The sequence below is a fragment of the Demequina aestuarii genome (assembly GCF_000975095.1).
Taxonomy (GTDB): domain Bacteria; phylum Actinomycetota; class Actinomycetes; order Actinomycetales; family Demequinaceae; genus Demequina; species Demequina aestuarii.
In genome coordinates, this window is the sequence record NZ_BBRD01000001.1 from 632,559 (window position 1) to 657,659 (window position 25,101).

The following is a 25,101-nucleotide window of genomic DNA, read 5'->3' on the forward strand; positions in this document are numbered from 1 at the left end:
TCGTGCTGTCAGCGGCGCTGGCGGAGCACCACGGCGCCAAGCGGCGGGATCCGCAGTTCGGCGCAGTGCTCCCACGTGCCGTGCTGCTTGTCGGCAGCCTTCACGTCGCCGACGTTGACCACGCCGGAGCCCCCGTACGCCTCCGCGTCGGTGTTCAGCACCTCTTCCCAGACGCCGCCAGAGGGCAGGCCCAGTCGGTAGCGCTCGTGAGGGACGCCCGCAAAGTTGATGACCACGGCCACCGGCTCGCCGCGGCTGTCCCACCGCAGGAACGCGATCAGGTTTCGATCCGTGTCGTCCGCGTCGATCCACGTGAAGCCCTGGGGGTCCGCGTCGCGCTCCCAGAGCGCCGGCACCTCCTTGTAGAGCCGGTTGAGGTCGCGCACCAGGTCCTTGAGGCCCGCGTGCAGGTGGTCGTCGAGGTGCCACCAGTCGAGCGAGCGGCCCTCGGACCACTCGGCCTCCTGACCGAACTCATCGCCCATGAAGATCAACTGCTTGCCGGGGTGCGTCCACTGGTACGCGAACAGCGCCCTGATGCCGGCCACCCGCTGCCAATGGTCGCCGGGCATGCGGGTCAGCAACGATCCCTTGCCGTGCACGACCTCGTCGTGACTCAGAGGCAGCATGAACTGCTCGGAGAAGGCATACATCAGCGAGAACGTGATGGTGTGGTGGTGGTACGAGCGATTCACGGTGTCCTCGCGCAGGTAGCGCAAGGTGTCGTTCATCCAGCCCATGTTCCACTTGAGGCCGAAGCCGAGCCCGCCGCCAGAGGTGGGCGCCGTGACACCCGGCCACGCGGTCGACTCCTCGGCCACCATCACGATGCCGGGGCTTGACCGGTATGCGGTGGCGTTGGTCTCCTGCAGGAAGGCGATGGCGTCGAGGTTCTCGCGCCCGCCGTGGATGTTGGGTCGCCACTGCCCGGCACTGCGCGAGTAGTCGAGGTAGAGCATCGAGGCGACCGCGTCGACCCGCAGGCCGTCGGCATGGAACTCCTGCAGCCAGTACAGCGCGTTGGCGACCAGGAAGTTGCGCACCTCGCGCCGGCCGAAGTCGAAGATGAACGTCCCCCAGTCGGGCTGCTCTCCGCGCAGCGGGTCGGGGTGCTCGTAGAGCGGAGTGCCGTCGAACCGGCCCAGCGCCCATTCATCCTTGGGAAAGTGACCGGGAACCCAGTCCAGCAGCACCCCGATGCCCGCCTGGTGAAGCTCGTCGATGAGGTGGCGCAGCTCGTCTGGGGAGCCGAACCGCGACGTGGGCGCGTAGTACGACGTGACCTGGTAGCCCCAGGAGCCTCCGAACGGATGCTCCATCACGGGCATCAGCTCGATGTGCGTGAAGCCCATGTCCGAGACGTACTCCACGAGTTCGCGGGCGAGTTCGCGGTATCCGAGCCCCTGGCGCCACGATCCGAGGTGGACCTCGTACACGCTCATCGGGGCGCGGTGCGGCTCCGAGTTCGCGCGCTTGGCCATCCAGTCGGCGTCTCGCCACTCGTACGAGGACTCGGTGACGACCGATGCGGTCTTGGGCGGCACTTCGGTGCACCGCGCCATCGGATCGGCCTTCTGCTTCCAGTGGCCGTCTCTGCCGAGGATCTCAAACTTGTACTTGGTGCCGTCGCCGACTCCGGGGATGAACAGCTCCCACAGACCAGTCGACCCCAACGAGCGCATCGCATGGGTGACACCGTTCCAGCTGTTGAACTCGCCGACGACGCGTACCGCACGCGCGTTGGGCGCCCACACCACGAAGGAGGTGCCGGTGACATCGCCGAGCACCGACGGGAATCGCTTGACGTTCGCGCCGAGCACGTCCCACAGGCGCTCGTGACGGCCCTCCCGGAACAGGTGCTGGTCGAGCTCTCCCGGAACAGGGAGGAATCGGTACGGGTCGTCCTGCACCAGGGGCTCGTCGGCGTAGGTGACGTGCACGCGATAGTCGGGTGCCTCGTCTCCCGGGAGCTCCGCACACCACACGCCTTCGTACTCGTGCACCGCATCGAAGGAGCCGTCGAGAGTCTCGATCGAAACCTTGCTGGCGAGCGGCCGGAGCACGCGGACCGTGACCCCCTCCGCACCGACGTGCGGGCCAAGCACCGCGTGGGGCTCGTGGTGGGTGCCTGCCGCGATCTCGGCGAGCGCGGCCCTATCGATGTCATGTGCAGCCATCGCTCATCACCAGCCTGTCATCTGTAGCCGCGCGGCGCCGGGTGGTCGCCGTCGCCCCGTGTAGCAGGGAAGAGTTCACACTCGTTCCACTCACCCTAGCGTCCTTGCGAGAACCGTCGTGGTGCATGCCCGTCACAGCCCGCGCACCCCGGCGACGTGAGCCATGGTGACCGCGGGGTCGAATCGCACGTAGAACTCCTTGCCCCAGGTGTAGGTGGCATCGGTCAGCGCGTCGTCGACCACCATCCGGGCATCGTCCGTGAGGTCGAGCGCCGCCATGTCGAGCGTGATGATCGCGTCGCGCACCACGTGCGGGTCGAGGCTGACGGCCACGATCACCGTGTCGGCCTTGCCCGTGGGGGACTCGGCGGCGGGGACGTGCCGGGAGAAGCACAGGATGTCGCTGTTCGAACTCGAGTGCAGCGTCAGCCCGCGCAGTCGGCGCAGCGCCACGTGACGCGCACGCGCAGTGTTGAGGCGGGTCAGCACGTCCTGGACGCCGTAGCGGTCCGCAGCGGCCCAGTCTCGGGGCTTGTACTCGTACTTCTCGTTGTCGATCTGCTCCTCGACGCCGGGGCGCGGCACGTTCTCGACGAACTCGTATCCGGTGTAGATGCCGTAGCTCGGCGACCCGGTGGCCGCGAGCACCGCCCTGGCCTTGAACAGCGGAGCGCCGCCGACCTGCATGTCGGAGGTGAGGATGTCATGCGTCGTGGGCCAGAAGTTGGGCCGCATGTAGAACGACGACTCGCGGTCAGACACCTCCTCGAGGTACTCGCCCATCTCCGTCGCGCTCTGGCGCCAGGTGAAGTACGTGTACGACTGATGGAAGCCGATGCGCGCGAGCGTGTGCATCATCGCCGGCCGTGTGAAGGCCTCCGACAGGAAGATGACCTCAGGATGCCTGCGTGCGATGTCCGTGAGCAGTCGTTCCCAGAAGGTCAGGGGCTTCGTGTGCGGGTTGTCGACGCGGAACAGCGTGACACCGGCATCGATCCAGACCTGGACCACGTCCCGCACGGCCTGGTAGATGCCCTCGGGGTCGTTGTCGAAGTTGAGCGGGTAGATGTCCTGGTATTTCTTGGGAGGATTCTCCGCGTACGCGATCGTGCCGTCCGTGCGGGTGGTGAACCACTCGGGGTGCTCCGTCACCCAGGGGTGGTCGGGCGAGCACTGAAGGGCGAGATCGAGGGCCACCTCGAGGCCGAGCTCCCGGGCGCGCGCCACGAAGGCCTTGAACGAGCGCATCGTCCCGAGGTCGGTGTGGATCGCGTCGTGGCCGCCGTCTGCGGAGCCGATCGCGTACGGGCTCCCGGGGTCTCCGGGCTCGGCCTTGAGCGAGTTGTTGCGGCCCTTGCGGTGGGTGTCGCCGATGGGGTGGATAGGGGTGAGGTAGACCACGTCGAAGCCCATGTCGGCGATGCCGGGCAGTCGCTTCGCGGCCGTGGCGAACGTGCCGGACCGCCATTCGCCCGTCTTCTTGACGTACCGTGCGCCCTCGGACCTGGGGAAGATCTCGTACCAGGCGGAGATCAGCGCCTTCTCGCGCTGGATCAGCAGGGGGTAGACGGCGGAGGGCGTCACCCACTCGCGCAAGGGCCGAGCGGTGAGCTCATCCGTGACGTCCTCACTGATCGCGGGGGCGAGCCGGTCCTCGGGCTCCAGCGAGTGGTCGTTCAAGGTGGCGATCGCAGCGGTCAGGAGCGCCTTGCCCGCGGCGGTGCGGCGCACTTCCTTGAGGGCGCGGCTGAGGACGGTGACGCCGTCGTCGAGCATGAGCTGCACGTCGACGCCAGCCCTGACCTTGACTTCGGCAGCGTGCGCCCAGGTGGAGTACGGGTCTGACCACGCCTCGACATGGAAGGTGTGGTGTCCCTCGAGCTTGGGGATCCAGGCGGCCTCGTAGAGTGAGTTGCCCCAATCCGTGCACGGCATCGGGAGGACGTCGCGCTTGCCGTCCGGTCGCGTGACGACGACGGTCGCACCCTCAGCGTCGTGGCCCTCGCGGAAGATGGTCGCCCAGATGGGAACCGCCTCCCCCACGACGGCGCGGGCCGGCCAACGACCCTCTTCGAGCGAGGGACCCACCCCGACAATCGGGATGCGTCCAACGGATTGCTCTCCATGGAACGACATGTATCGAACCTACCGGCTGATGGCGGTGGCCGGTAGCGCCTCGCCCGGTTCGGCAGGGCGGGAGGCGGCCGATGCGGGGGGACCGGAACGCTTAGGCCGTGCCCCGAACGATCAGCTCGGTGGGCAGGGTCGCCGATTCCGCCGAGCGGCCCTCGACCAGCTCGAGAAGCAGTTCGACCATGGTCGAACTGATCTCGCCGAACGGTTGCCGCATGGTCGTGAGCGGGGGATCGAGCGTGGCCGCGAGGCCGGAGTCGTCGAACCCGACCACCGCGACGTCCTGAGGAACCGCGCGGCCCGCGGCACGAACAGTGGCGATCGCGCCCGCCGCCATACGGTCGGAGGCGGCGAAGACGGCGTCGATGTCGGGCGCACGCTCGAGCAGCCGGGCCATCGCATCGGCCCCTGACTGGCGGGAGTAGTCGCCCTCCTCGACGAGCGCAGGGTCGAACCCGTCTCCGAGCTCCTCCCGGAATCCCACCACACGGAACCGACCACCCGGGGTGTCGGGCGGACCGGTGATCATGGCGACGCGGGTGCGGCCCAGGTCCATCAGGTGCCGCGTCGCAGTGCGGGCGGAGCCGACCTCGTCCACCGACACCGTGGTGATCTCAGCCTGGTGCCCGAGCGGGATTCCGCAGGCGACCGTGGGCACGCCAGAGGCAAGCAGGGACTCGAGCAGGGGATCGCGCTCGTGGGAGGAGATCAGCAGCACCCCATCGACGTGACCCGCGCCTACGAACTGCGCGACGTTCTCCCGCTCCTCTGGCGTTCCCGCGACGAGCAGCACCAGCGTCTTGTGTCGCTGTGCCAGCGCCTCGGCGGCCCCGCGAAGGAGCAGCGGGAACGTGGGGTCGTCGAAGAGCAGCTGGTGCTCCTCGGTGAGGAGGAACGCGACCGAGTTGGCGCGACCGGTCGCGAGGGAGCGGGCGTGGTGGTTGGCGTAGTATCCGGTGCTCTGGATTGCCTGCTCGACGGCGGTGCGCGCCTCGGGGGACACCCAGTGCCCGCCGTTGAGGACCCGCGAGACAGTGCCGCGAGAGACCCCGGCAGCCGCGGCGACGTCACGGATGGTCGGCTTGCGCCGCCCCGTGTTCGTCATCTGCGTCATCTCGGTCTCCACGACGCCTGAGCCTAGCCCTGTTGGGTGCGACGGCACCGACGGGCTCTCACGCATCTGTGCAAGCGGTGACGGTTCGGGACGACAACGGGCGGGGATTTGCGCCGGAGCGAGCGTGATCGCACAATGTAAGCGTTTCCATCACCGGACGGATGGTCCGTCACAGTTGGGTCACGATCGATCGTTGGAGTTTGCATTCCTGGCGGGCGGGGCGTAAGACTGGGACCGGTCACAGTTTCGTCAGGGGTGGCCATTCGCATGCGGCTCACGCCGCCTGACTCAACGGAGCGTCATGTCGCAGTCTGCTTGGCCCGCACTCGAAGGCATTGCGTATGGGGGCGACTACAACCCCGAGCAGTGGCCCCGCGAGGTGTGGGACGAGGACGTCGCGCTCATGCGCGAGGCCGGAGTGAATCTGGTGAGCGTCGGCATCTTCTCGTGGGCTCTGCTCGAGCCCAAGGAGGGCCTCTACGACTTCGCGTGGATGGACGAACTCCTGGACCTGCTCCACGCCAACGGGATCGCCGCCGACCTCGGTACGCCGAGCGTGTCGCCGCCCGCGTGGTTCTTCCACGCCTACCCCGACGCTCGCGTGGTCGCCGAGGACGGCACCGTCATGGGGTTCGGCTCTCGCGGGATGGCGTCTCACGCATCCCCGGAGTATCGCGCCGCGATCGAGCGCCTGGCGACCCAGCTTGCGACGCGCTACGCCGACCATCCCGCCGTCGTGATGTGGCACGTCCACAACGAGTACGGCGTGCCCGTGGGCGAGGACTTCTCGCCCCGCGCCGTCGCCTCGTGGCAACGCTGGCTGCAGCACCGCTACAGCACCCTCGAGGCACTCAACGGTGCCTGGGGCACCGCCTTCTGGGGTCAGCACTACGACGACTGGGAGCACGTGGTGGCACCGGCCGCGATGCCGTCCGTCGCCAACCCGGCGATGAAGCTGGACTGGGCGCGATTCACCGACGACCAGCTCCGCGAGTGCTTCCGCATCGAGCGGGACGCCATCCGGGCTCACGCCACCCAGCCGATCACGACCAACCTCATGGCCCACCAGTCCTGGAACACGGACCTGTGGAAGTGGGCCGAGGAGATGGACGTCGTCTCCGACGACCACTACCTCTGGGCTCCGGACGAGGACTCGCACATCGGGCTCGCGCTCGCGGCTGACCTCACGCGCTCCGTGGGCCGGGGTCGCCCGTGGATCCTGATGGAGCACTCCACGTCGGCCGTCAACTGGCAGGGGCGCAACGTCGCCAAGCGCCCGGGAGAGATGCGTCGCAACGCGCTCACCCACCTGGGGCGCGGCGCGGACGCCATCATGTTCTTCCAGTGGCGGGCATCGCGCTCCGGCGCGGAGAAGTTCCACTCCGCGATGGTGCCGCACGCGGGCCCTGACTCTCGCGTCTTCCGCGAGGTGACGCAGCTCGGCGCCCACCTGAAGGGCCTCGCTGAACTCCGTGGCAGCACCGTCAAGGCCGATGTCGCGGTGCTGTACGACTGGGACTCGCTGTGGGCGCAGGACCTTGAGTGGCGCCCGTCGGACGACCTCCAGTTCCGGGAGCGCATGCGGGCCTACTACGAGAGGCTGTGGCGTGACAACGTCACCATCGACTTCGCGCACCCTGAGCACGATCTCAGCGGCTACAAGCTCGTGGTGGCGCCCGCGTCCTACCTGCTCACCGCATCCGCCGGGGAGAACCTCACACGCTATGTCGCGAACGGCGGCACGCTGCTAGTCTCGTGCTTCGCGGGCGTGGTCGACGAGCACGATGCGGTCCACGAGGGCGGCTTCGGGGCGCCGCTGCGCGACGTGCTCGGGGTGGCGGTGGAGGAGTACCTGCCGCTGCGCGCCGGGCGAGAGATGACTGTGTCCTACGGGGAGCAGTCCCTGGCCGCCGACGTGTGGGCCGAGGACATGACGCTCGCGGGGGCAGACGTGCGTGCGACGTTCGTCGACGGACCCGGCGCGGGCCTGCCTGCGATCACCCGGCACTCGCACGGCGACGGTCACGGCTGGTACGTCGGCACCCGACTGAGCGCGGACGCGCTCGCGACCGTGATGGCAGATGTCTACGCGGACGCGGGCATCACCCCGCCTGGCACGCCGAACGATGTCGAGGTCGTCACGCGCCACGGCGACGCCTTCGACTACGTCATCGCGGTCAACCACGGCGAGACGCACGCTGATCTACCGATCCGTGGCACCGACCTCATCACCGGTGCCAGGGTCGACGGAAGACTTGAGCTGCAGGCCGGCGACGTCGCCGTCGTGCGGACCTCGCACGCTCGAGAGGGGGGTGGTCGCTGACGTCCGCTCCCACCCGGCGGCACCTGCGCCGCCGATCCACCTCAGAAACCTCCACACCATCGACGCGGCAGCGCCACTGACGGCGATGTCGCACCACACCAGCGGTCGCACCGACGCGATCTCGCCCGAGAGGCGCGATGCGGCCCACTTTCGGAAGGAAACATCATGCGCAAGCAGATTGCATGGGGAGCCGCATTCGCGGCGACCGCTGCGCTCGTCGCCGGTTGCAGTTCAGGAGACGCCGAGCCCGCCGAGACGTCGGCTGGTCCCGACGCCGCAGAGTCCGAGGCGCCCGCCATCGACGGCACCGGCGCTGAGCTCGTCATCTGGACGGACGCCGAGCGCGAAGAGGCGCTGGCGACTGCGGCCGAGCAGTTCGAGGCCGACACGGGCGCCACGGTGACGCTGGTCCAGAAGAACTTCGAGGACCTCCGCAACGACTTCATCGCGCAGGTTCCCACGGGCGAAGGCCCCGACATCACCGTCGGTGCCCACGACTGGCTGGGCGCGCTCGTGACCGCAGGCGTCGTGGACACCGTGGACATCGGCGACAAGGCGGCCGAATTCCAGCAGGTCGCTCTCGACGCGATGACCTACGACGGCCAGCTCTACGGCCTGCCGTACTCGACCGAGGCGATCGCGCTCATCCAGAATGCCGACCTGGTGGGCGACACGGCGCCGACCACCTGGGACGAGTTGATCGAGATGTCCAACGAGGCGGGCTTCGAGGACCGTCCGTTCATCCTGTTCACCAACGGCACCGCCGGTGACGGCTACAGCGCCTACCCGCTGCAGACCTCTTTCGGTGCGCCTGTGTTCGTTCAGGACGAGTCGGGCTCGTACACCACCGAGGTCGGCATGGGCGGCGAGGCTGGAGAGGCCTTCGCGCAGTTCCTGTACGACAACGGCTCGGCCGGCACCGGCGTGTTCTCCGACACGATCGACTACGACACCTCGAACCAGCTGTTCGCGAGCGGCGAGTCGCCGTTCATCCTGCAGGGTCCGTGGATGCCGTTCTTCGATGAGGGCGACATGAACCTCGTCGTCTCGCCGATGGTCTCTGCCGGTGGCGAGACCGCCGCGCCCTTCGTGGGAGTACAGGGCTTCTACCTCAGTGCACAGAGTGAGAACGCGCTGCTGGCGAACGAGTTCCTGACCAACTACATGGCCACCGAGGACGCCCAGCGCACCCTCTATGAGGCCGACCCCCGCCTGCCCGCGCTGAGCGCGCTGGCAGAGGAGGTCTCCGCCGACCCGATCACGGCCGGCTTCGTCGAGTCGGCGTCGGCTGGCGTCCCGATGCCGTCCATCCCCGAGATGGGCAACGTATGGGAGCTGTGGAACGCCGCAGAGATTCAGATCATCACGGGTGCTGACCCCGTGTCGACCTGGAACGACATGGTTGCCGAACTCGAAGCGAGCATCGGCTAGCACCATTGCACGGCCCGGTCGCGAGGGCGGATCTCCGCCCTCGCGACCGGTTCCCTGGTTGACTGCAAGAACACGACAGGAGCACTCATGACCGTCGAGACCGGCGCCCCGCGCCAGGAGCCCGACCTGCGGGAGTCGCACGCGCGCGGCTGGCGCGGCGTCGGGTGGGGCTTCGTGGCGAAGCTCCTCATGATGGCGCTGGTCAACGCGCTGGGGCTGAGCATCATCTTCGCCGCTCTCAACGTTGAGGCGTGGGGGATCCTCGCCGCCTCGACAACGCTGCTGATCGCCGCGGACGTCATCTACTTCATGAAGCGCACCCTGCCGCTCAAGTACATCTTCCCTGGACTGGTCTTTCTCCTGGTCTTCCAGGTGTTCGTGCTCGGATACACCGGCTACGTCGCCTTCACCAACTACGGCACCGGGCACGCCGGCTCGATGCAGCAGGCGGTCGATGCCGCGCTGATTCAGGACGAGCAGCGCGTCGAGGGGTCGCCCACCTACCCGCTGGCCGTCGTCGACAACGGCGACGAGATCGGCTTCGCGATCAACGCCGACGGTGAGGTGAGCGTCGGCACCGAGACGCAGCCCCTCGAGCCCGTGGGCGGTGCGGTCGTGGACGACGCCGGCACGCCGGTCGAGGTCGAGGGGTGGGAGATCGTTCCCCGCTCGGCGCTGTTCACCGACCAGGACCTGCAGAACCAGGTCGTCGCGCTGCGCGTCCCGGTGTCCGACGACGCCGAATCCGGGTCGATCCGCACCCGAGACGGGTCGTCTGGCGCGATCTACAGCTCCTCGCTCGACTGGGACCCCGACGCCCGTACCTTGACCGACAGCGAGACCGGGACCGTCTACGAGGCCACCGACACCGGCAACTTCGTCGCCGCGGACGGCAGCTCGCTGCCCGCCGGCTGGGTCGTCACCGTGGGCTTCGACAACTTCGTCGACGCCGTGACCGACACGAACCTGTCCGGGCCGCTCGCCAAGGTCACCGTGTGGACGTTCGCGTTCGCGATCCTGACGGTGCTCACGTCGTTTGGCCTGGGCCTGCTGTTTGCGATCATCTACAACGATCCCCGCATTCGCGCCCGGCGCACGCTGAGGACGCTGTTCATCCTCCCGTACGCGTTCCCCGCGTTCATGTCCGCACTCCTGTGGCGCGGAATGTTCAACCGCGAGTTCGGCATCATCAACGACTGGTTCTTCTTCGGGATGGACATCAACTGGCTCGGCGACCCGCTGCTGGCCAAGGTGGTGATCCTGTGGGTCAACCTGTGGCTGAGCTACCCGTACTGGTTCCTGGTCTGCACCGGAGCGCTCCAGGCGCTGCCGGGTGACATCACGGAGGCCGCCCGCATCGACGGCGCCGGCCGCTGGCGCCAGTTCAGGTCCATCACGCTGCCGCTCCTGATGGTCTCGACGGCGCCCCTCGCCATCGCCTCCTTCGCCTTCAACTTCAACAACTTCACGATCATCTACATGCTGACCGAGGGCGGCCCACCGTTCCCGGGCACGAGCGGGCTCGGATCCTCGGACATCCTCATCTCCGCGATCTACAGCATCTCCGGCGTTGACGGAGGCGTGGCCAACTACGGGCTCGCATCGGCATTGTCGATCGTGGTCTTCATCGTCGTGGGCGTCATCTCTGCGATCGCCTTCCGCCAGACCCGCAAGCTCGAGGAGATCCAGTGATGTCTGCTCACAACGCCGTCGCCCCGCGTCACACCCCGACCCGCCGATCCCGGTGGTGGGGAGAGCTCGGCTGGAAGTACCCGGTCGCGGCCGTCATCATCTTCTACTCGATCTTCCCGCTGGTCTACGTGCTCTCGGCGGCGCTGTCCGATTCGGGCACGCTGTCGAGCGGCGGTGCGCTGTTCAGCGACGTCTCGTTCTCGAACTTCGCCGCGCTCGGCGACACGTCCTATTGGTCGTGGGTCGCCAACACCCTGATCGTGGGCGGCGCGTCCTCGTTCGGAGCCGTGATCATGGGCGCGGCGGCCGCGTACGCCTTCTCACGCTTCCGCTTCAAGGGACGACGCCCCGGGCTGACGTCGCTGCTGATCATCCAGATGTTCCCGCAGACGGTCGCCTTCATCGCGGTGTTCCTGCTGCTGACTGCGCTCGGCAACGTCGCGCCGGCGCTCGGCATCAACTCGAAGATCGCGCTGATCTGCGTGTACCTGGGCGGTGCGCTGGGCGCCAACACGTTCCTCATGTACGGCTTCTTCAACTCGATCCCCGTCGAGATCGACGAGGCGGCCAAGATCGACGGCGCGACCCATTCGCAGATCTACTGGCAGCTCATCATGCCCCTGGTCACCCCGATCCTCGCCGTGGTGGGGCTGCTCGCCTTCATCTCGGCGTTCGGCGACTTCATCCTGGCGAGGATCGTGCTCGTGTCCGAGGATCAATGGACGCTGGCCGTCGGCATGTACCAGTGGGTGTCGAACCAGCTGACCAGCAACTGGGGCCTGTTCGCCGCTGGTGCGGTGATCGCCGCGATCCCCGTGCTGGTGCTGTTCCTGTCGCTCCAGCGCTTCATCGTGGGCGGACTGTCGTCCGGCTCGGTCAAGGGCTAGGAGCCCCTCACGCCCTCCGTCGGAGGGCGGCATCTCGGAGATCAATGACGATCGAAAGGACAATCACATGACACTGCGACGCAGACTGGGAGCGGTCACGGCCGCGGCGGCCGCCTCTGCACTCGTCGTCACCGGACTGGTGACCACAGCATCGGCAGCCGAGGACGGGCCCGTCGATGCGGGGATCACCGTCCCCAAGGTCGAGGGCATGGGTGAGGGGTGGATCAACGGCGTCGACGTCTCGTCGGTGCTCTCCCTCGAGGAGTCGGGCGTGGTCTTCCGCGACGATTCAGGCGCCGAGGCGGACCTGTTCGAGGTGCTCGCCGACCATGGCGTGAACTGGGTGCGCGTACGTGTGTGGAACGACCCGTGGACGGCCGATGGCAACGGCTACGGCGGCGGCAACACGGACGCCGACCGCGCGACGGAGATCGCCGAGCGCGCGACGGCGGCGGGCATGCGCGTGCTCGTGAACTTCCACTACTCCGACTTCTGGGCGCACCCCGGACAGCAGCAGCTGCCCAAGGCCTGGAAGGATCTCGACACGGTCGCCGAGCGGGCCGTAGCCGTGCGTGCCTACACCGCCGCCACTCTTCAGCAGATGGACGACGCAGGCGTGGACATCGGCATGGTGCAGATCGGCAACGAGACGACGCCGAACGCCAGCGAGCAGATCGTCGAGGTGGGCGGTTGGGACGACTTCGCCACCGTGGTGAGCGCCGGATCCGCCGCGGTCCGCGAGGTGGTGCCGGACGCTCAGGTCGCGGTGCACTTCACCAACCCCGAGCGGGGCAACCACCCGTCGTTCGCTGCGGCGCTCGACGAGCGAGGCGTGGACTATGACGTCTTCCTCAGTTCGTACTACCCCTTCTGGCACGGATCGCTCGAGGACCTCACGGGCAGCCTGAACACCATCGCCCAGACGTACGACAAGGATGTCGCCGTTGCCGAGGTGTCGTGGGCCTACACGCTCGAGGACGGGGACGGCCACCAGAACACGGTCCGCACCCCGTACGACCAGTACTCGATCTCGGTCCAGGGCCAGGCCCTCGCCATCCGGGACGTGATGCAGGCCGTCGCGAACGTGGAGAACGGTCGTGGCATCGGCACCTTCTATTGGGAGCCCGCCTGGCTTCCGGTGGGGACGCCGGACCAGCTCGAGTCCAACCAGGTGCTGTGGGAGCAGTACGGCTCCGGCTGGGCATCGAGCTACGCGGGCGAGTACGACCCGGCCGATGCGGGCGTCTACTACGGCGGCAGCTCGTGGGACAACCAGGCGTTGTTCGACTTCGACGGGCGCCCGCTCGAGTCGCTGAAGGTCTACGACTACGCCGTGACGGGATCCGTCGCGCCGCGTGAGGTCGACTCCGTGTCGTCCCCGTCGATCACGGTCTTCGACGACGAGGCGGTCGCGCTTCCCAGCTCCGTGACCGTGCGCTACACGGACGGCACGTCCGAGGCAGCCCCGGTCACGTGGTCGGCCGACGCCACGTGGATCGCCGGCCCCGGCCTCTACACGGTGGTCGGCGCCACGAGCGACGGCACTGAGGTGACTGCCACCGTCGAGGTGCTCTCGTCGGAGACGACGGGGGAGAACCTCGTCGTCAACGGCGGCTTCGAGGACGCTGACGTGTCGATGTGGGAAGGCACCGGTTCGGGCTTCACCATTGGTCGGGCGGAGGACCCCTACACCGGCACGCAGTCGACGCACTGGTACAGCGGGAGTGCGAACTCTTTCGAGATCGCCCAGACTCTCACCGACGTGCCCGCGGGCACGTACCGTCTCTCGGCGTTCCTGCAGGGTGGCGGGGCCGGCCCCGACGATGCGGTGACGCTGTACGCGCAGCACGGCATCAGCACGGTGTCCGCCGCGGCGACTCTCGAGGGCTACGAGGTCTGGCAGAACCCCACGACGTCTCTGCTCTCCGTCTCCGACGGCGGCACCGTGGACGTCTGGATCGAGTGGGACCTCAGCGCTGGCGCGTGGGGCACGCTCGACGACGTGTCCTTCGTCCTGGGCGCGGAGCTGCCCGACGCTGACACGGGTGCGCTCGAGGCACTGGTCGACCAGGCCGAGGCCGTCGATCGCGACACATACTCCGCCGTCTCGTTGCTGAGCCTCGACCGGGGACTGCGCCGTGCGTCATTTGTCCTGGGCTCGCCGGCTCCGTCCCAGCTGGCGGTGGACGGCGCTGTCTCCCAACTGCAGGCCGCGATCGACGGGCTTGAGGAAGGGGACGGCACCATTCCTGATCCCACGGTCGCGCCGGTGGAGGTCGTAGTCGTGGACGGTGACGCGATCACGCTTCCGGACACGGTCACGGTGGTCGCCTACGACGATTCCACGTCCACGGAGTCCGTGGTGTGGGACGACGTTCTGGACGCGATTCCCGGACCGGGCGTCTACGCCGTGGCCGGCGTGACCGAGAACGGTTGGGACGCGACGGCTCAGATCACGGTGACCACACGCAACTGGATCGCCAACGCGGGCTTCGAGAGCGGCGTGGACGACGTCTCGCCGTGGAGCCTGGTGGCTGACCCGTGGCCATCGGACGACGGCAGCTACTGGGTGACAGCGGCGGCCGGATCGGAAGGCGACGAGGGAGCGTTCGCACTGAACTACTACGTCCAGGCGGAGCCGTACGAGTTCACGGGCTCGCAGGTGATCGACCTGCCCGCGGGAACGTACCGCCTCGAGGCGACGGCGATGGGGGGCAGCGACGCCGGCGGTCCGGCCTCCGTCACGCTCGTCGCCTCTGTCGACGGCGAGGAGCACGCCGCACCATTCACACTGTCCGGCTGGCCCACGTGGGACCGCCAGGCGATCGAGTTCGCGGTGAGCGAGGATGCCGTGACCACGGTCGGGGTGCGCGGCAGCGCCGATGACGGGGACTGGGGTTTCATCGACGACTTCTCGTTGGTGGCCGTGGGAGTTGACGCCGCCGATGCCTCAGCGCTCGAGGATGCCATCGCTCAGGCGGAGGCGCTCGACCCCGATCTCTACACCCCGGAGTCGGTCGCGGCGCTCGCGCTCGCAACCGAGCGCGGCCGCATCGTGCTGGCGGCCACGAGTGCGACCAAGGCAGTCGTCGACGCGGCGGCGGCGCAGGTGCGTGCTGCCGTCGACGGCCTTGTCCCCGTGCGCGGTCCGATGTGCGAGATCGACTACGCCGTCCATGGCCAGTGGCCGGGGGGCTTCATCTCCCAGGTGTGGATCACGAACGTGTCCGACGAGTCGATCGACGGCTGGGACCTGTCCTGGACCTTCGCCGGCGATGAGCGGGTGGCGAACCTGTGGGGCGGCGACGTCGATCAGGATGGCGCCGGTGTCGCGGTGTCGAGCCTGCCGTGGAACTCCACGATCGATCCGGGCGAGCGCATCACGTTCGGCTTCGTCGGCGCGAGCTCGGGCGGCGCGCTGCCGCTTGACGCGTTCACCATGAACGGGTCCGCCTGTGAGGTCGCGCCCGAGCAGTGATGGCCGACCGGGTGTGGTGCGGCACACAGCGCGTGTGCCGCACCACACCCGTCTCGAGGGTGCCGGTCACACTTCGGACAGATACAGCCTCACCGTGAGCGCCTCGAGAGTCTCCGTCTGGCCGGGCGCGATCACCTCGACCTCGACGCCCTCCGGGGTCTCCCACGCGGAGTCCCAGACGAGTCGCCACGGCTTGCCGTCGTCGAACGGGATCGTCACATCCACCGGATCACGCCAGCCGTTGATGACGAGCAGAGCATCGGGTTCGCCGAGGTCGGACAGGGATCTCATGAACTGCACGACACGGGTGGCGGGGTCCTCCCACCAGTCCTCGGTCTCGGGCTCTCCCGACGAAGCGAACCACGCCGAGTCGGCGCGAGGGTTGGTGTCGTCGGGGCGGGGGTCGCGCCCTTCGTAGAACGTCGCGGGCCGCAGCACCCGATGGGCGCGCCGGAGCCCCACGACGTGAGCCACGGTGGCGCGCAGGTCCTCCTGCCACGGGGCGTGCTCCCAGTCCAGCCAGGAGAGCTCGTTGTCCTGGCAGTAGGCGTTGTTGTTGCCGCCCTGGGAGTTGCCGAACTCGTCACCTGCCAACAGCATCGGCGTTCCCGCCGAGAGGAGCGTCGTGCCCAGCAGGTTGCGGATCGACCGGCGTCGCAGCGCGAGGATGTCCTCGTCGCCGGTCGCGCCCTCGAAACCGTGGTTCCACGACCTGTTGTTGTCCGTGCCGTCGCGGTTGTCTTCCTGATTGGCCTCGTTGTGCTTGCCGTTGTAGGCGGTGAGGTCGTGGGCAGTGAAGCCGTCGTGGCACGTCACGAAGTTGACCGAGGCGAGCGGCCCTCGCATGAGCGGCGGCTCGGTGTGGCCGAACAGGTCGGAGGAGCCGGCGAGCCTCGTCGCGAGTTCGGGAGCGGTGGGGTGGTGCCGGCCGCCCTTGGCGGTGTCGGTCAGCCAGAACGACCTGATGCGGTCGCGGAACCGGTCATTCCACTCGGTCATGGGCGCCGGGAAGTTGCCCACCTGCCACCCGCCCAGGCCCGTGTCCCATGGCTCGGCGATGAGCTTCACGCCGCCGAGCACGGGATCCATGGTCAGGCCCACCAGGAACGGGTGGCGCGTCGAGAAGCCGTGGCCGGTGCGCCCCAGCGTCACCGCGAGATCGAACCGGAACCCGTCGACTCCCACCTCTTCGACCCAGAACTTGAGCGAGTCCAGGGCCATCTGGACCACGCGCGGGTGCGTGAAGTCCAGTGTGTTGCCGGTGCCGGTGGTGTCGTCATAGTGACCGGGGGAGTGCGGCTGGTGCTTGTAATAGTCGTGGTTGTCGAGGCCGCGCCAGCTCAGCACGCGGTCGCCCCAGCCTGCTTCCGCGGTGTGGTTGTAGACCACGTCGAGAATGACTTCGAGCCCGGCCTGGTGAAGCAGGTCGACCATGCCCACGAACTCGTCGAGCACGCCCTGAGCGCCGCGCTCTCGTGCTTCGGCGGTGGCGTAGGGGGCATGAGGGGCGAAGAAGCCTGCGGTGGAATATCCCCAGTAGTTGCTCAGGCCGCTGTGGTCGAGGTGGGGCTCGGAGGCGAAAGCGTGCACCGGCAGCAGCTCGATGGTGGTGACGCCCAGCGACTTCAGGTACTCGACCGAGGCGGGGTGCGCGAGGCCGGCGTATGTGCCGCGCAGCTCCTCCGGCACGGCCTCCATCTGCTTGGTGAAGCCCTTGACGTGCAGCTCGTAGATGACCGTGTCCTCCCACGGCACCCACGGGTGCGGGGTCTGCCATGACCCACCGGGCTCCACGGTCACCACCGAGCGCGGCATCAACGGGGCGGTGTCCGTCGCGTCGCGGTTCGACAGCAGCGTCTGAGCGCCCTCGGCATTCATGGGGGTGAAGTCGCCCTCGATGCCGCGTCCGTACGGGTCGAGCAGGAGCTTCGCGGGGTTGTAGCGGTGGCCTTTGGTGGGCTGCCACGGGCCGGCGGCCCGGAAGCCGTACAGCTGACCTTCCGCGATCTCCGGGACGAACGCGTGCCAGACGCCTGCGTTGGGGCCGTGAAGAACGACGCGCTCCTCCGTGCCCTCGTCGTCGAACAGGCACAGGTCGACTGCGGTGGCGTGGCCGGCGTACACGCCGACCACCGCGCCACCCTCAACGAGGTGGACGCCAAGGCGGTGCGGCGTAGGGGAGGGGGTAACACCTTCACGGGACATGGTCCTATTGTGCCTGCCGAGTGTGTCCGTGCGGTGACGGGGACGCCTCGCGTCTCGCGCCGCCGTCGCGGCGCGCACCGGACTGCCACCATGCTCGTGCCGGATTCCGCCTCCTCGACGCTCACACGCGCCCGCGCGGAGACCAGCGCGCCGACGGCGCACGGCTCTCCCCCCGCTAGGCTTGGCCCATGCGCATCCTGGTCACTGTCAAGCACGTCCCGGACCTCCAGTCGAACCGATCGTTCACCGACGGCACGGTCACCCGGACCGCCGACGATGGATCCATGAACGAGCTCGACGAGCACGCGGTCGAAGCAGCCCTGCAGCTCGTGGAGGCGGCAGGGGAGGGCGAGGTCTACGCGCTCACCGTCGGCGGGCCCGATGCGATCGCGGCCGTGCGGAAGGCTCTTCAGCTGGGCGCCCACCACGCGATCCACGTGAGCGACGTTGGGATAGCCGGCTCCGACGTGTTCGGCACCGCGATGATCATCGCCGCAGCGGTGCGGAAGCTGCACGCCGAGGCACCGCTCGACATGGTCGTCACCGGGATGGCCGCCCTCGACGGACTCACCTCGATGCTGCCCACCGCGCTCGCGGCCGAGCTGGACTGGTCCCAGCTCACCCTCGCATCGGCCGTCAGCGTCGCCGATGGGGAGGCGACGATCGAGCGTCACCTTCCCGACGCGCACGAGACGGTCGCGGCGTCACTGCCGGCGGTCGTCTCTGTCACCGACGAGGCGAACAAGCCCCGCTACCCCAACTTCAAACTGATCATGGCGGCCCGCAAGGCCGAGGTGCCGGTGTGGACCCTCGCTGATCTCGGGATCGATCCCGCACTCGTCGGCGGCGATGCAGCCCGTGCCACCGTGGTGGAGGCCTCCGAGCGGCCTCCGCGCGAGAACCGCCGTCACGTCACCGACAAGGGTGAGGGTGGCCGCGAACTGGCCGAGTTCCTCATCGAGAAGGGCCTCGCATGAGCACCGACACCGTCGCCGTCCTGATCGAGCACCGCGATGGCGCGGTCACGCCGCCGTCGCTCGAGGCGCTCACGCTCGCCCGCTCGCTGGGCACTCCGATCGCCTTGTGGCTCGGGGATGCGCCTGCGGCCGATGCGGTCGCTCAGTTGGGCGAGTACGGGGCCGCTGAGGTGCGGGTGGTGGGCATCGGCGACGATGCGCGCCTGCCCGCCAAGGCCGCCGCCGCGATCGCCGCCGCGACGGAGGATGCCCCGGTGCTGGTGGTGATCTCGACCTTCGTCACTAAGGAGATCGCGACCCGCCTGGCCGTCCTGAACGGAGCCGGAGTGGTGGTCGACGCTGCTGGAGCGTCGCGGGTCGATGGCCACATCGAGACCTTCCAGACCGTCTTCGCCGCCACCTGGAACGTCCGCACCCGCATCGACGCCGACCGTGCGATCGTGGGCGTGCGACCGAACACCACCCAGGCCACTCCGGCGGAGTCGCCTGGCGCTGCGACCCTCACCCAGGTCGAGGCGACGCTGCCGCAGACTCGCGAGCGCATCGTCGCGGTGGAACCCGTGGATCAGGGCGAGGGCGTCCCGCTCGCGGAGGCGCCCGTGGTGGTCTCGGGTGGGCGCGGCACGAACGGCGACTACACGCTCATCGAGGAGTTCGCCGGGGTGCTGGGCGGCGCCGTCGGAGCGTCGCGCGACGCGACGGATGAGGGCTGGATCAGCCACGAGCACATGGTGGGCCAGACAGGCACCACGGTGACGCCGGCGCTCTACGTCGCGTGCGGAATCTCTGGCGCGGTGCACCACCGTGGCGGCATGCAGGCCTCCGGCACCATCGTGGCGATCAACATGGATCCCGATGCGCCGATCTTCGAGATCAGCGACTTCGGCGTGGTGGGCAGCCTGTTCGACGTGATCCCGCAGGCGATCGAGACCATCAAGGCGCACCGCGGCGAGTAGTCAGCCGCGGGTGTCGATCGACAGCCCCAGATCCTCCCACGTGTCGATCTCCGCCGCGAGACCCTCGGCCTTGCCGCGTCCTTGAGTGATCGCGTGGCGCCCCGCGAGCAGGTGCAGCGGCGGCTCGTCCATCTGGGAGATCTGCAGCATCACCCGTGCCAGCGCATGCGGGTCGCCGGGCTGGTTGCCGGGAAGAGCGTCGATGCGCCGCCAATACGGCTCCATGACCTCCGCATAGTCAGGCAGGCCGTCGTGGACCTTGGCGCCTGACGGGATCCACTGCGACAGGACTGGTCCGGGCTCGACGATGCTGACCTTGATCCCCAGGTGGGCGACCTCTTTGCACAGCGACTCCATGAAGCCGGACACGGCCCACTTGGACGCGCTGTAGTAGCCCAGACCGGCGGATCCCCGCACGCCTGCGATCGACGAGATGGTGATGATGTGGCCAGCGCGTCGCGCGCGCAAGTGCGGCAGGAATGCGGTGGTGACGGAGGCGGCTCCCCAGAAGTTCGCCTCCATCACCGCCCGCGCGTCGGCCTGCGGCGTCTCCTCGATCGTGGCGAAGCACCCGATCCCGGCGTTGTTGACCACGACGTCGACGCCGCCGGTGCGGCTCTCGGCCTCGGCGACGGCCGTCTCGACGGCGGCGGGGTCGGTGACGTCCAGCGCGAGGACGATGGCCCGCTCCGGATGCGCGGCTGCGAGGTCGTCCAGCGTCTCGGGTCGGCGCGCGGTCGCGACCACGGTGTGGCCGGCGTCTGCCGCGGCCCATGCCGTGGCACGGCCGATCCCCGTCGAGCATCCGGTGATGAACCAGGTGGCCATGAGTCCTCCTCGAGTGTTCCTGCTCTCACGCTATCGCGGGCGACATCGCGTCGAGCGGGACCCGGGGCCCGCGCCTTGCGCAACACGGTGGACACACAGGCTTCACCCAGAGTTTCCCCGTCCGTCGTGCGCGGCGCGACGCCGGTCCCTACGGTGGAGTCAACCGGATAAACAGGGAGAATTCATGCGTCGTCGCACCACCGCTTCTGCTGTCGTGATCGCGTTGGGGGTGACCGCCGCAACGGCGCTTCCCTCCGCTGCGGACACCCCCACCGAGCTGCTCCTCTCCGAGTACGTCGAAGGGTCGAGCTTCAACAAGGCCGTCGAGATCTACAACGGCACGGGGGAGGCGGTGGACCTCGAGCCCTACGTGCTCACCCAGTACTCGAACGGCAACACCTCGGCGTCGGTGAACCTCGACCTCACGGGGAGCGTGGCCGCAGGCGACGTCTTCGTCGTGGCGCACTCGAGCGCAGATCCCGCGATCCTCGCTGAGGCGGACCTCACGAGCGGTGCGGGCCTGTTCAACGGAGACGACGCGCTGGTGCTGTTCCGTGACGATGCCGTGGTCGACTCCTTTGGTCAGGTGGGGGTGGATCCGGGCTCCGAATGGCCGGGCGGCGGCGCCGACGACACCCTGCGTCGTCTCCCCACCGTGTGCGCGGGCGACACCGACCCGTTCGCCGCCTTCGACGCCGCGCAGGAGTGGGAGGTGCTGCCGGTCAACACCGTCGATGGCCTCGGCGCCCACGCCACCACCTGCGACGGCGGGCCCGTCGAGGACGCGGCCCCTGCGGTCGCCTCCACGTCGCCCGCCGACGGCGCGCTGGGGGTCAGCCCCTCCGCGCCGCTCGACGTGGAGTTCACGGAGCCCGTGGTGGCCGACGGCGCCTTCGCGCTGGAGTGCACGGAGTCAGGAGTGCTCGCGCTCACGGTCGACGGTGGCCCCACCACGTTCACGCTGACGCCGGACGCGGAGCTCGTCGAGGGCGAGGAGTGCGTGCTGACCGTCGCCGCATCGGCCGTCACGGACGTGGACACGAACGACCCGCCGGACGCCATGCTGGAGGATGTCGCGGTGACGTTCACCATCTCGGACGGCCCCGTGACCATCAGCACGATCCAGGGCGAGGGCGACACCTCCCCGCTCGACGGGCAGACGGTGACGTTCGAAGGAGTCGTCGTGGGCGACTACGAGGGCGCGAGCCCGAACCTTCGCGGCTTCTACGTGCAGTCGCGCGATGAGGACGCTGATGACGACCCCGCGACCTCGGAGGGCATCTTCGTCTTCAACGCAGGCGCCGACGAGGTCGACCTCGGCGACGTCGTCTCGATCACGGGCGAGGTCTCCGAGTACCAGGGCCAGACGCAGGTGAGCTTCGCCGACGTCGAGGTGCTCGACACCGGAGCATCCGTCACGTCCGCCTCCGTCTCGCTGCCCTTCGCCGATGCGGCGGAGGCGGAGCGCTACGAGGGCATGGCGGTCGAGTTCAGCCAGGAGCTGTTCGTCACCGAGTTCTACCTCCTCGGCCGGTTCGGTGAGATCACCGTGTCGAGCGGGGACCGGCTGGACCAGCCCACGACGGTCGCCGAGCCCGGCACCGAGGCCAACGAGGTGCAGGCAGCGAACGACCTCAACCGCATCACGATCGATGACACCCTCAACAGTCAGAACCCCGACCCGATCATCTTCGGCGGAGCGGGAGACCCGTTGGCCGCGGACAACCCGCTGCGCGGCGGCGACTCCGTGACCGGGCTCACCGGCGTCATGACCTACACCTGGGCGGGCAACTCGGCCTCGGGCAACGCCTGGCGCGTGCGCCCGGCCTCGCCGACGGCCGACGCCCCGGTGTTCGAGTCGAACAACGCGCGTCCCACCAGCGCGCCCGAGGTGGGTGGCAGCCTCAAGGTCGCGAGCTTCAACGTTCTCAACTACTTCACCACGATCGACGGCGACGGTCCCATCTGCGGGCCGGTCGGATTCGAGCAGTTCTGCCGCGGTGCGGACTCGGAGCTGGAGCTGGAGCGCCAGACCGAGAAGCTGGTCGCGGCGATGCTGGAACTGGACGCTGACGTGATCGGCATCATGGAGATGGAGAACACGCCGGGGGCCGAGCCGCTGGCCTACCTCGCCGACGCTCTCAACGCGGAGGTCGGCGCGGGCACCTACTCGTACGTCGACTCCGGGGTCATCGGCACCGACGTGATCCGGGTGGGGATGCTGTACGACACCACGGCCGTGGTCGAGGAGGGTGAGATCGCGGTGCTGGACTCCGGCGTCGACCCGCGATTCGACGACGACAACAACCGCCCCGCGCTCGCCCAGACGTTCGAGGAGATCGCCACCGGCGAGACCTTCACGGTGGTGGCGAACCACTGGAAGTCGAAGGGCTGCGGCTCCGCCACCGGCGCGAACGCCGATCTGGGCGACGGTGCGTCGTGCTGGAACGAGACCCGCACCCTCGCGGCCGAGGCCATCGTGGACTGGGTGGCCACGTCGCCCACCGGCGTCGAGGACCCGGACGTGTTCATCCTCGGGGACCTCAACTCCTACGCGCAGGAGGACCCGATCGACGTGCTGCGCGACGCCGGCTACGTGGACATGGCGGCGGACGGCTACGGCTACGTCTTCGACGGGCAGTGGGGATCTCTGGACTACATGTTCGCGTCCTCGAGCCTGGCCGACCAGGTGACGGGTTCGGCTCACGTGAACATCAACGCCGACGAGCCGTCGGTGCTGGACTACAACACCGACTTCAAGTCGGAGGCGCAGATCGAGTCCCTCTACTCGCCCGACTGGTACCGCACCTCGGACCACGATCCGGTGCTGGTGGGACTGAACCTCGACTCCGGCCCGGAGCCCACTCCGATCTGTGAGATCAGCTACGAGATCCACGGGCAGTGGACGGGCGGCTTCATCTCGCAGGTCGAGGTGACGAACACTTCGGACGAGACCATCGACGGCTGGGACGTCGCGTGGACGTTCGCTGGAGACGAGCAGGTGTCCAACCTCTGGGGCGGTCAGGTGACCCAGTCGGGAGCGGACGTCTCCGTGGAGTCCATGTCCTGGAACGGCACCATCCGGCCTGGGAAGAGCACCACGTTCGGCTTCGTGGGAACGACTGGCGGCCGCGCGCTCGACATCGCGGAGTTCGCGCTCAACGGATCGCCGTGTGACGTGGACGTCGAGCCCGTACCGGAGCCCACCCCCATCTGCGAGGTGGACTACACGGTTCACGGGCAGTGGCCGGGCGGCTTCATCTCGCAGGTCGAGGTGACGAACATCGGCGACGAGCCGATCCACGGCTGGGACGTGGCGTGGAGCTTCGCCGGAGACGAGCAGGTGGCGAACCTGTGGGGCGGCCAGGTGACGCAGACGGGCGCAGACGTGTCCGTGGCGTCCATGAGCTGGAACGGGACGATCAAGCCGGGCAAGCACACCACCGTCGGGTTCACCGGCTCGACCGGTGGCGGAGCGCTCGACGTGGGCGAGTTCACGCTGAACGGCACTCCCTGCACCGTCACCCCCTAGCGCCATGACGACGCGACGGCCGACGCGCGCTCACCCGCGCATCGGCCGTCGCGCTGTCCCGCTTCCCGGCCGGGCGGCCGCGCCGCACGCTGGCTAGACTGCCCGACATGCCCCCGCACTACCTCGACCACGCCGCGACGACGCCGATGCTGGACGCTGCGCGTGCCGCCTACGTCGCGGAGTTGGCGAGAGTGGGCAACCCGTCGGCGCTGCACAAGTCGGGCCGGCTGGCCCGGTCCGTGGTCGAAGACGCGCGCGAGCGCATGGCGTCGGCGCTTGGTGCGCACCCCACCGAGGTGATCTGGACCTCGGGCGGCACGGAGGCGGACAACCTCGCCCTGAAGGGCCTGTTCTGGGCCCGTCACCAGGCGGACCCTCGCCGCACCCGCATCGTCACCTCGGCGATCGAGCACCACGCGGGCCTCGACCCGGCGCACTGGCTCGAGTCCGAGCACGGCGCGGTCACAGTGGTGCTGCCGGTGGATCCCGAGGGCCGCGTCGACCTCGACGCGCTGCGGGCCGAAGTCGCCGCCCACTTCGACGAGATCGCGCTGATCTCCGTCATGTGGGCGAACAACGAGGTGGGCACGGTGCAGCCGGTGCGCGAGATCGTGAACATCGCCACTGAGCACGAGATCCCGGTGCATGCCGACGCGGTGCAGGCGGTCGGGCACATCCCCGTGGACTTCCGCGCATCCGGTCTGGCCACGATGGCGGTCAGCGCGCACAAGTTCGGCGGGCCCGTGGGCGTCGGCGCTCTCGTGGCGAGGCGCGACCTCACCATCACCCCGCTCACCCACGGCGGGGGCCAGGAGCGCAGGGTGCGTTCGGGCACGCTGAACGCGGCCGGCTTCCATGCCGCGTCGGTGGCGGCCACCGAGGCGGTGGCGACCCTCGAAGCAGAGGCGGACCGCCTGGGTGTTCTCCAGCGGCAGCTGATCGCGCGCGTGCGTGACGCGGTGCCGGAGGCGCGCCTGTCCGGGCCCGAGCCCGGGCCAGAGCGGCTGCCTGGCAACGTGCACTTCGTGTTCCCCGGCTGCGCGGCCGAGGCGCTGATGTTCGTCCTCGACTCCCATGGCGTGGAGGCCTCCAATGGCTCCGCGTGCTCGGCGGGTGTCGCGCAGGCGAGCCACGTGCTGATCGCCATGGGCAGGCCCGAGCGCGACGCGGCCTCCACCATGCGCTTCTCTTTGGGGCACACCAGCACACAGGACGACCTTGATGCGCTGATCGCGGTGCTGCCCGAGGCCGTGACGCGCGCTCGCACGGTGGCGGGCGTCTTCGACGCCAGCGTGTTCGGGTAGCGAGTGCGGGCCCTCATCGCGGGAGGCCCGCGCGGCACGGACATCCTGGTGGCGGCCGCAACGG

General features: G+C 68.8%; 14 protein-coding genes. 9 read left to right on the forward strand and 5 right to left on the reverse strand.

Annotated features, from left to right (window positions below):
- Positions 1–8: 8 nt before the first annotated feature.
- The 3 genes from glgB to AOP72_RS03070 all read right to left on the reverse strand — a co-directional run bounded on the left by glgB (position 9) and on the right by AOP72_RS03070 (position 5,424).
- The gene (gene glgB, locus AOP72_RS03060) at positions 9–2,177 is read right to left on the reverse strand and encodes a 1,4-alpha-glucan branching protein GlgB (protein ID WP_062132210.1); all 2,169 of its coding nucleotides are present in this window, start codon (positions 2,175–2,177) and stop codon (positions 9–11) included.
- A gap of 132 nt (positions 2,178–2,309) precedes the next feature.
- Positions 2,310–4,313, reverse strand: a complete 2,004-nt coding sequence (locus AOP72_RS03065; RefSeq protein WP_062132212.1) for an alpha-1,4-glucan--maltose-1-phosphate maltosyltransferase — start codon at positions 4,311–4,313, stop codon at positions 2,310–2,312.
- Positions 4,314–4,404: 91 nt separating this feature from the next.
- The gene (locus AOP72_RS03070; protein ID WP_238581590.1) at positions 4,405–5,424 is read right to left on the reverse strand and encodes a LacI family DNA-binding transcriptional regulator; all 1,020 of its coding nucleotides are present in this window, start codon (positions 5,422–5,424) and stop codon (positions 4,405–4,407) included.
- Positions 5,425–5,725: 301 nt separating this feature from the next.
- Here AOP72_RS03070 and AOP72_RS03075 point away from each other — a divergent pair, with 301 nt between their 5' ends.
- From AOP72_RS03075 to AOP72_RS03095, 5 genes are all read left to right on the forward strand, one after another.
- Complete coding sequence (locus AOP72_RS03075) at positions 5,726–7,747, forward strand: beta-galactosidase (protein WP_062132215.1); 2,022 nt, start codon at positions 5,726–5,728, stop codon at positions 7,745–7,747.
- A 165-nt stretch (positions 7,748–7,912) separates the two neighbouring features.
- Positions 7,913–9,178 carry a sugar ABC transporter substrate-binding protein gene (locus AOP72_RS03080; protein ID WP_062132218.1) on the forward strand — a complete coding sequence of 422 codons (1,266 nt, stop codon included), beginning with the start codon at positions 7,913–7,915 and terminating at the stop codon, positions 9,176–9,178.
- Between the two features lie 87 nt (positions 9,179–9,265).
- Positions 9,266–10,870: an ABC transporter permease subunit gene (locus AOP72_RS03085; RefSeq protein WP_062132221.1), complete on the forward strand. Its 1,605-nt coding sequence runs from the start codon at positions 9,266–9,268 to the stop codon at positions 10,868–10,870.
- Positions 10,870–11,757, forward strand: coding sequence for a sugar ABC transporter permease (locus AOP72_RS03090; RefSeq protein WP_062132224.1), 888 nt, complete (start codon positions 10,870–10,872; stop codon positions 11,755–11,757). Before AOP72_RS03085 ends, AOP72_RS03090 begins: the two co-directional genes overlap by 1 nt.
- 67 nt (positions 11,758–11,824) lie before the next feature.
- Positions 11,825–15,235, forward strand: coding sequence for a glycosyl hydrolase 53 family protein (locus tag AOP72_RS03095; protein ID WP_062132227.1), 3,411 nt, complete (start codon positions 11,825–11,827; stop codon positions 15,233–15,235).
- A 66-nt stretch (positions 15,236–15,301) separates the two neighbouring features.
- On the opposite strand, the gene glgX is transcribed toward AOP72_RS03095, so the two are convergent.
- Positions 15,302–17,440: a glycogen debranching protein GlgX gene (glgX, locus tag AOP72_RS03100; protein WP_062132230.1), complete on the reverse strand. Its 2,139-nt coding sequence runs from the start codon at positions 17,438–17,440 to the stop codon at positions 15,302–15,304.
- A gap of 188 nt (positions 17,441–17,628) precedes the next feature.
- On the opposite strand from glgX, the gene AOP72_RS03105 reads away from it, so the two are divergent.
- Both AOP72_RS03105 and AOP72_RS03110 read left to right on the forward strand, forming a co-directional pair.
- Positions 17,629–18,417 (forward strand): electron transfer flavoprotein subunit beta/FixA family protein, encoded by a 789-nt coding sequence (locus AOP72_RS03105; RefSeq protein WP_062132233.1) that lies wholly within the window; start codon positions 17,629–17,631, stop codon positions 18,415–18,417.
- Entirely contained in the window at positions 18,414–19,373 is a 960-nt protein-coding gene (locus tag AOP72_RS03110; protein ID WP_062132236.1) for an electron transfer flavoprotein subunit alpha/FixB family protein, read from the forward strand. The genes AOP72_RS03105 and AOP72_RS03110 overlap by 4 nt, the downstream gene beginning before the upstream one ends.
- Here AOP72_RS03110 and AOP72_RS03115 read toward each other — a convergent pair whose 3' ends face one another.
- On the reverse strand, positions 19,374–20,201 hold the full coding sequence (locus tag AOP72_RS03115; protein WP_062132239.1) for an oxidoreductase: 828 nt from the start codon (positions 20,199–20,201) through the stop codon (positions 19,374–19,376). It abuts the gene before it with no gap.
- Between the two features lie 184 nt (positions 20,202–20,385).
- On the opposite strand from AOP72_RS03115, the gene AOP72_RS03120 reads away from it, so the two are divergent.
- Both AOP72_RS03120 and AOP72_RS03125 read left to right on the forward strand, forming a co-directional pair.
- Positions 20,386–23,733 (forward strand): ExeM/NucH family extracellular endonuclease, encoded by a 3,348-nt coding sequence (locus AOP72_RS03120; protein ID WP_062132242.1) that lies wholly within the window; start codon positions 20,386–20,388, stop codon positions 23,731–23,733.
- Between the two features lie 107 nt (positions 23,734–23,840).
- Entirely contained in the window at positions 23,841–25,037 is a 1,197-nt protein-coding gene (locus AOP72_RS03125) for a cysteine desulfurase family protein (protein ID WP_062132245.1), read from the forward strand.
- The last annotated feature ends 64 nt before the right edge of the window (positions 25,038–25,101 follow it).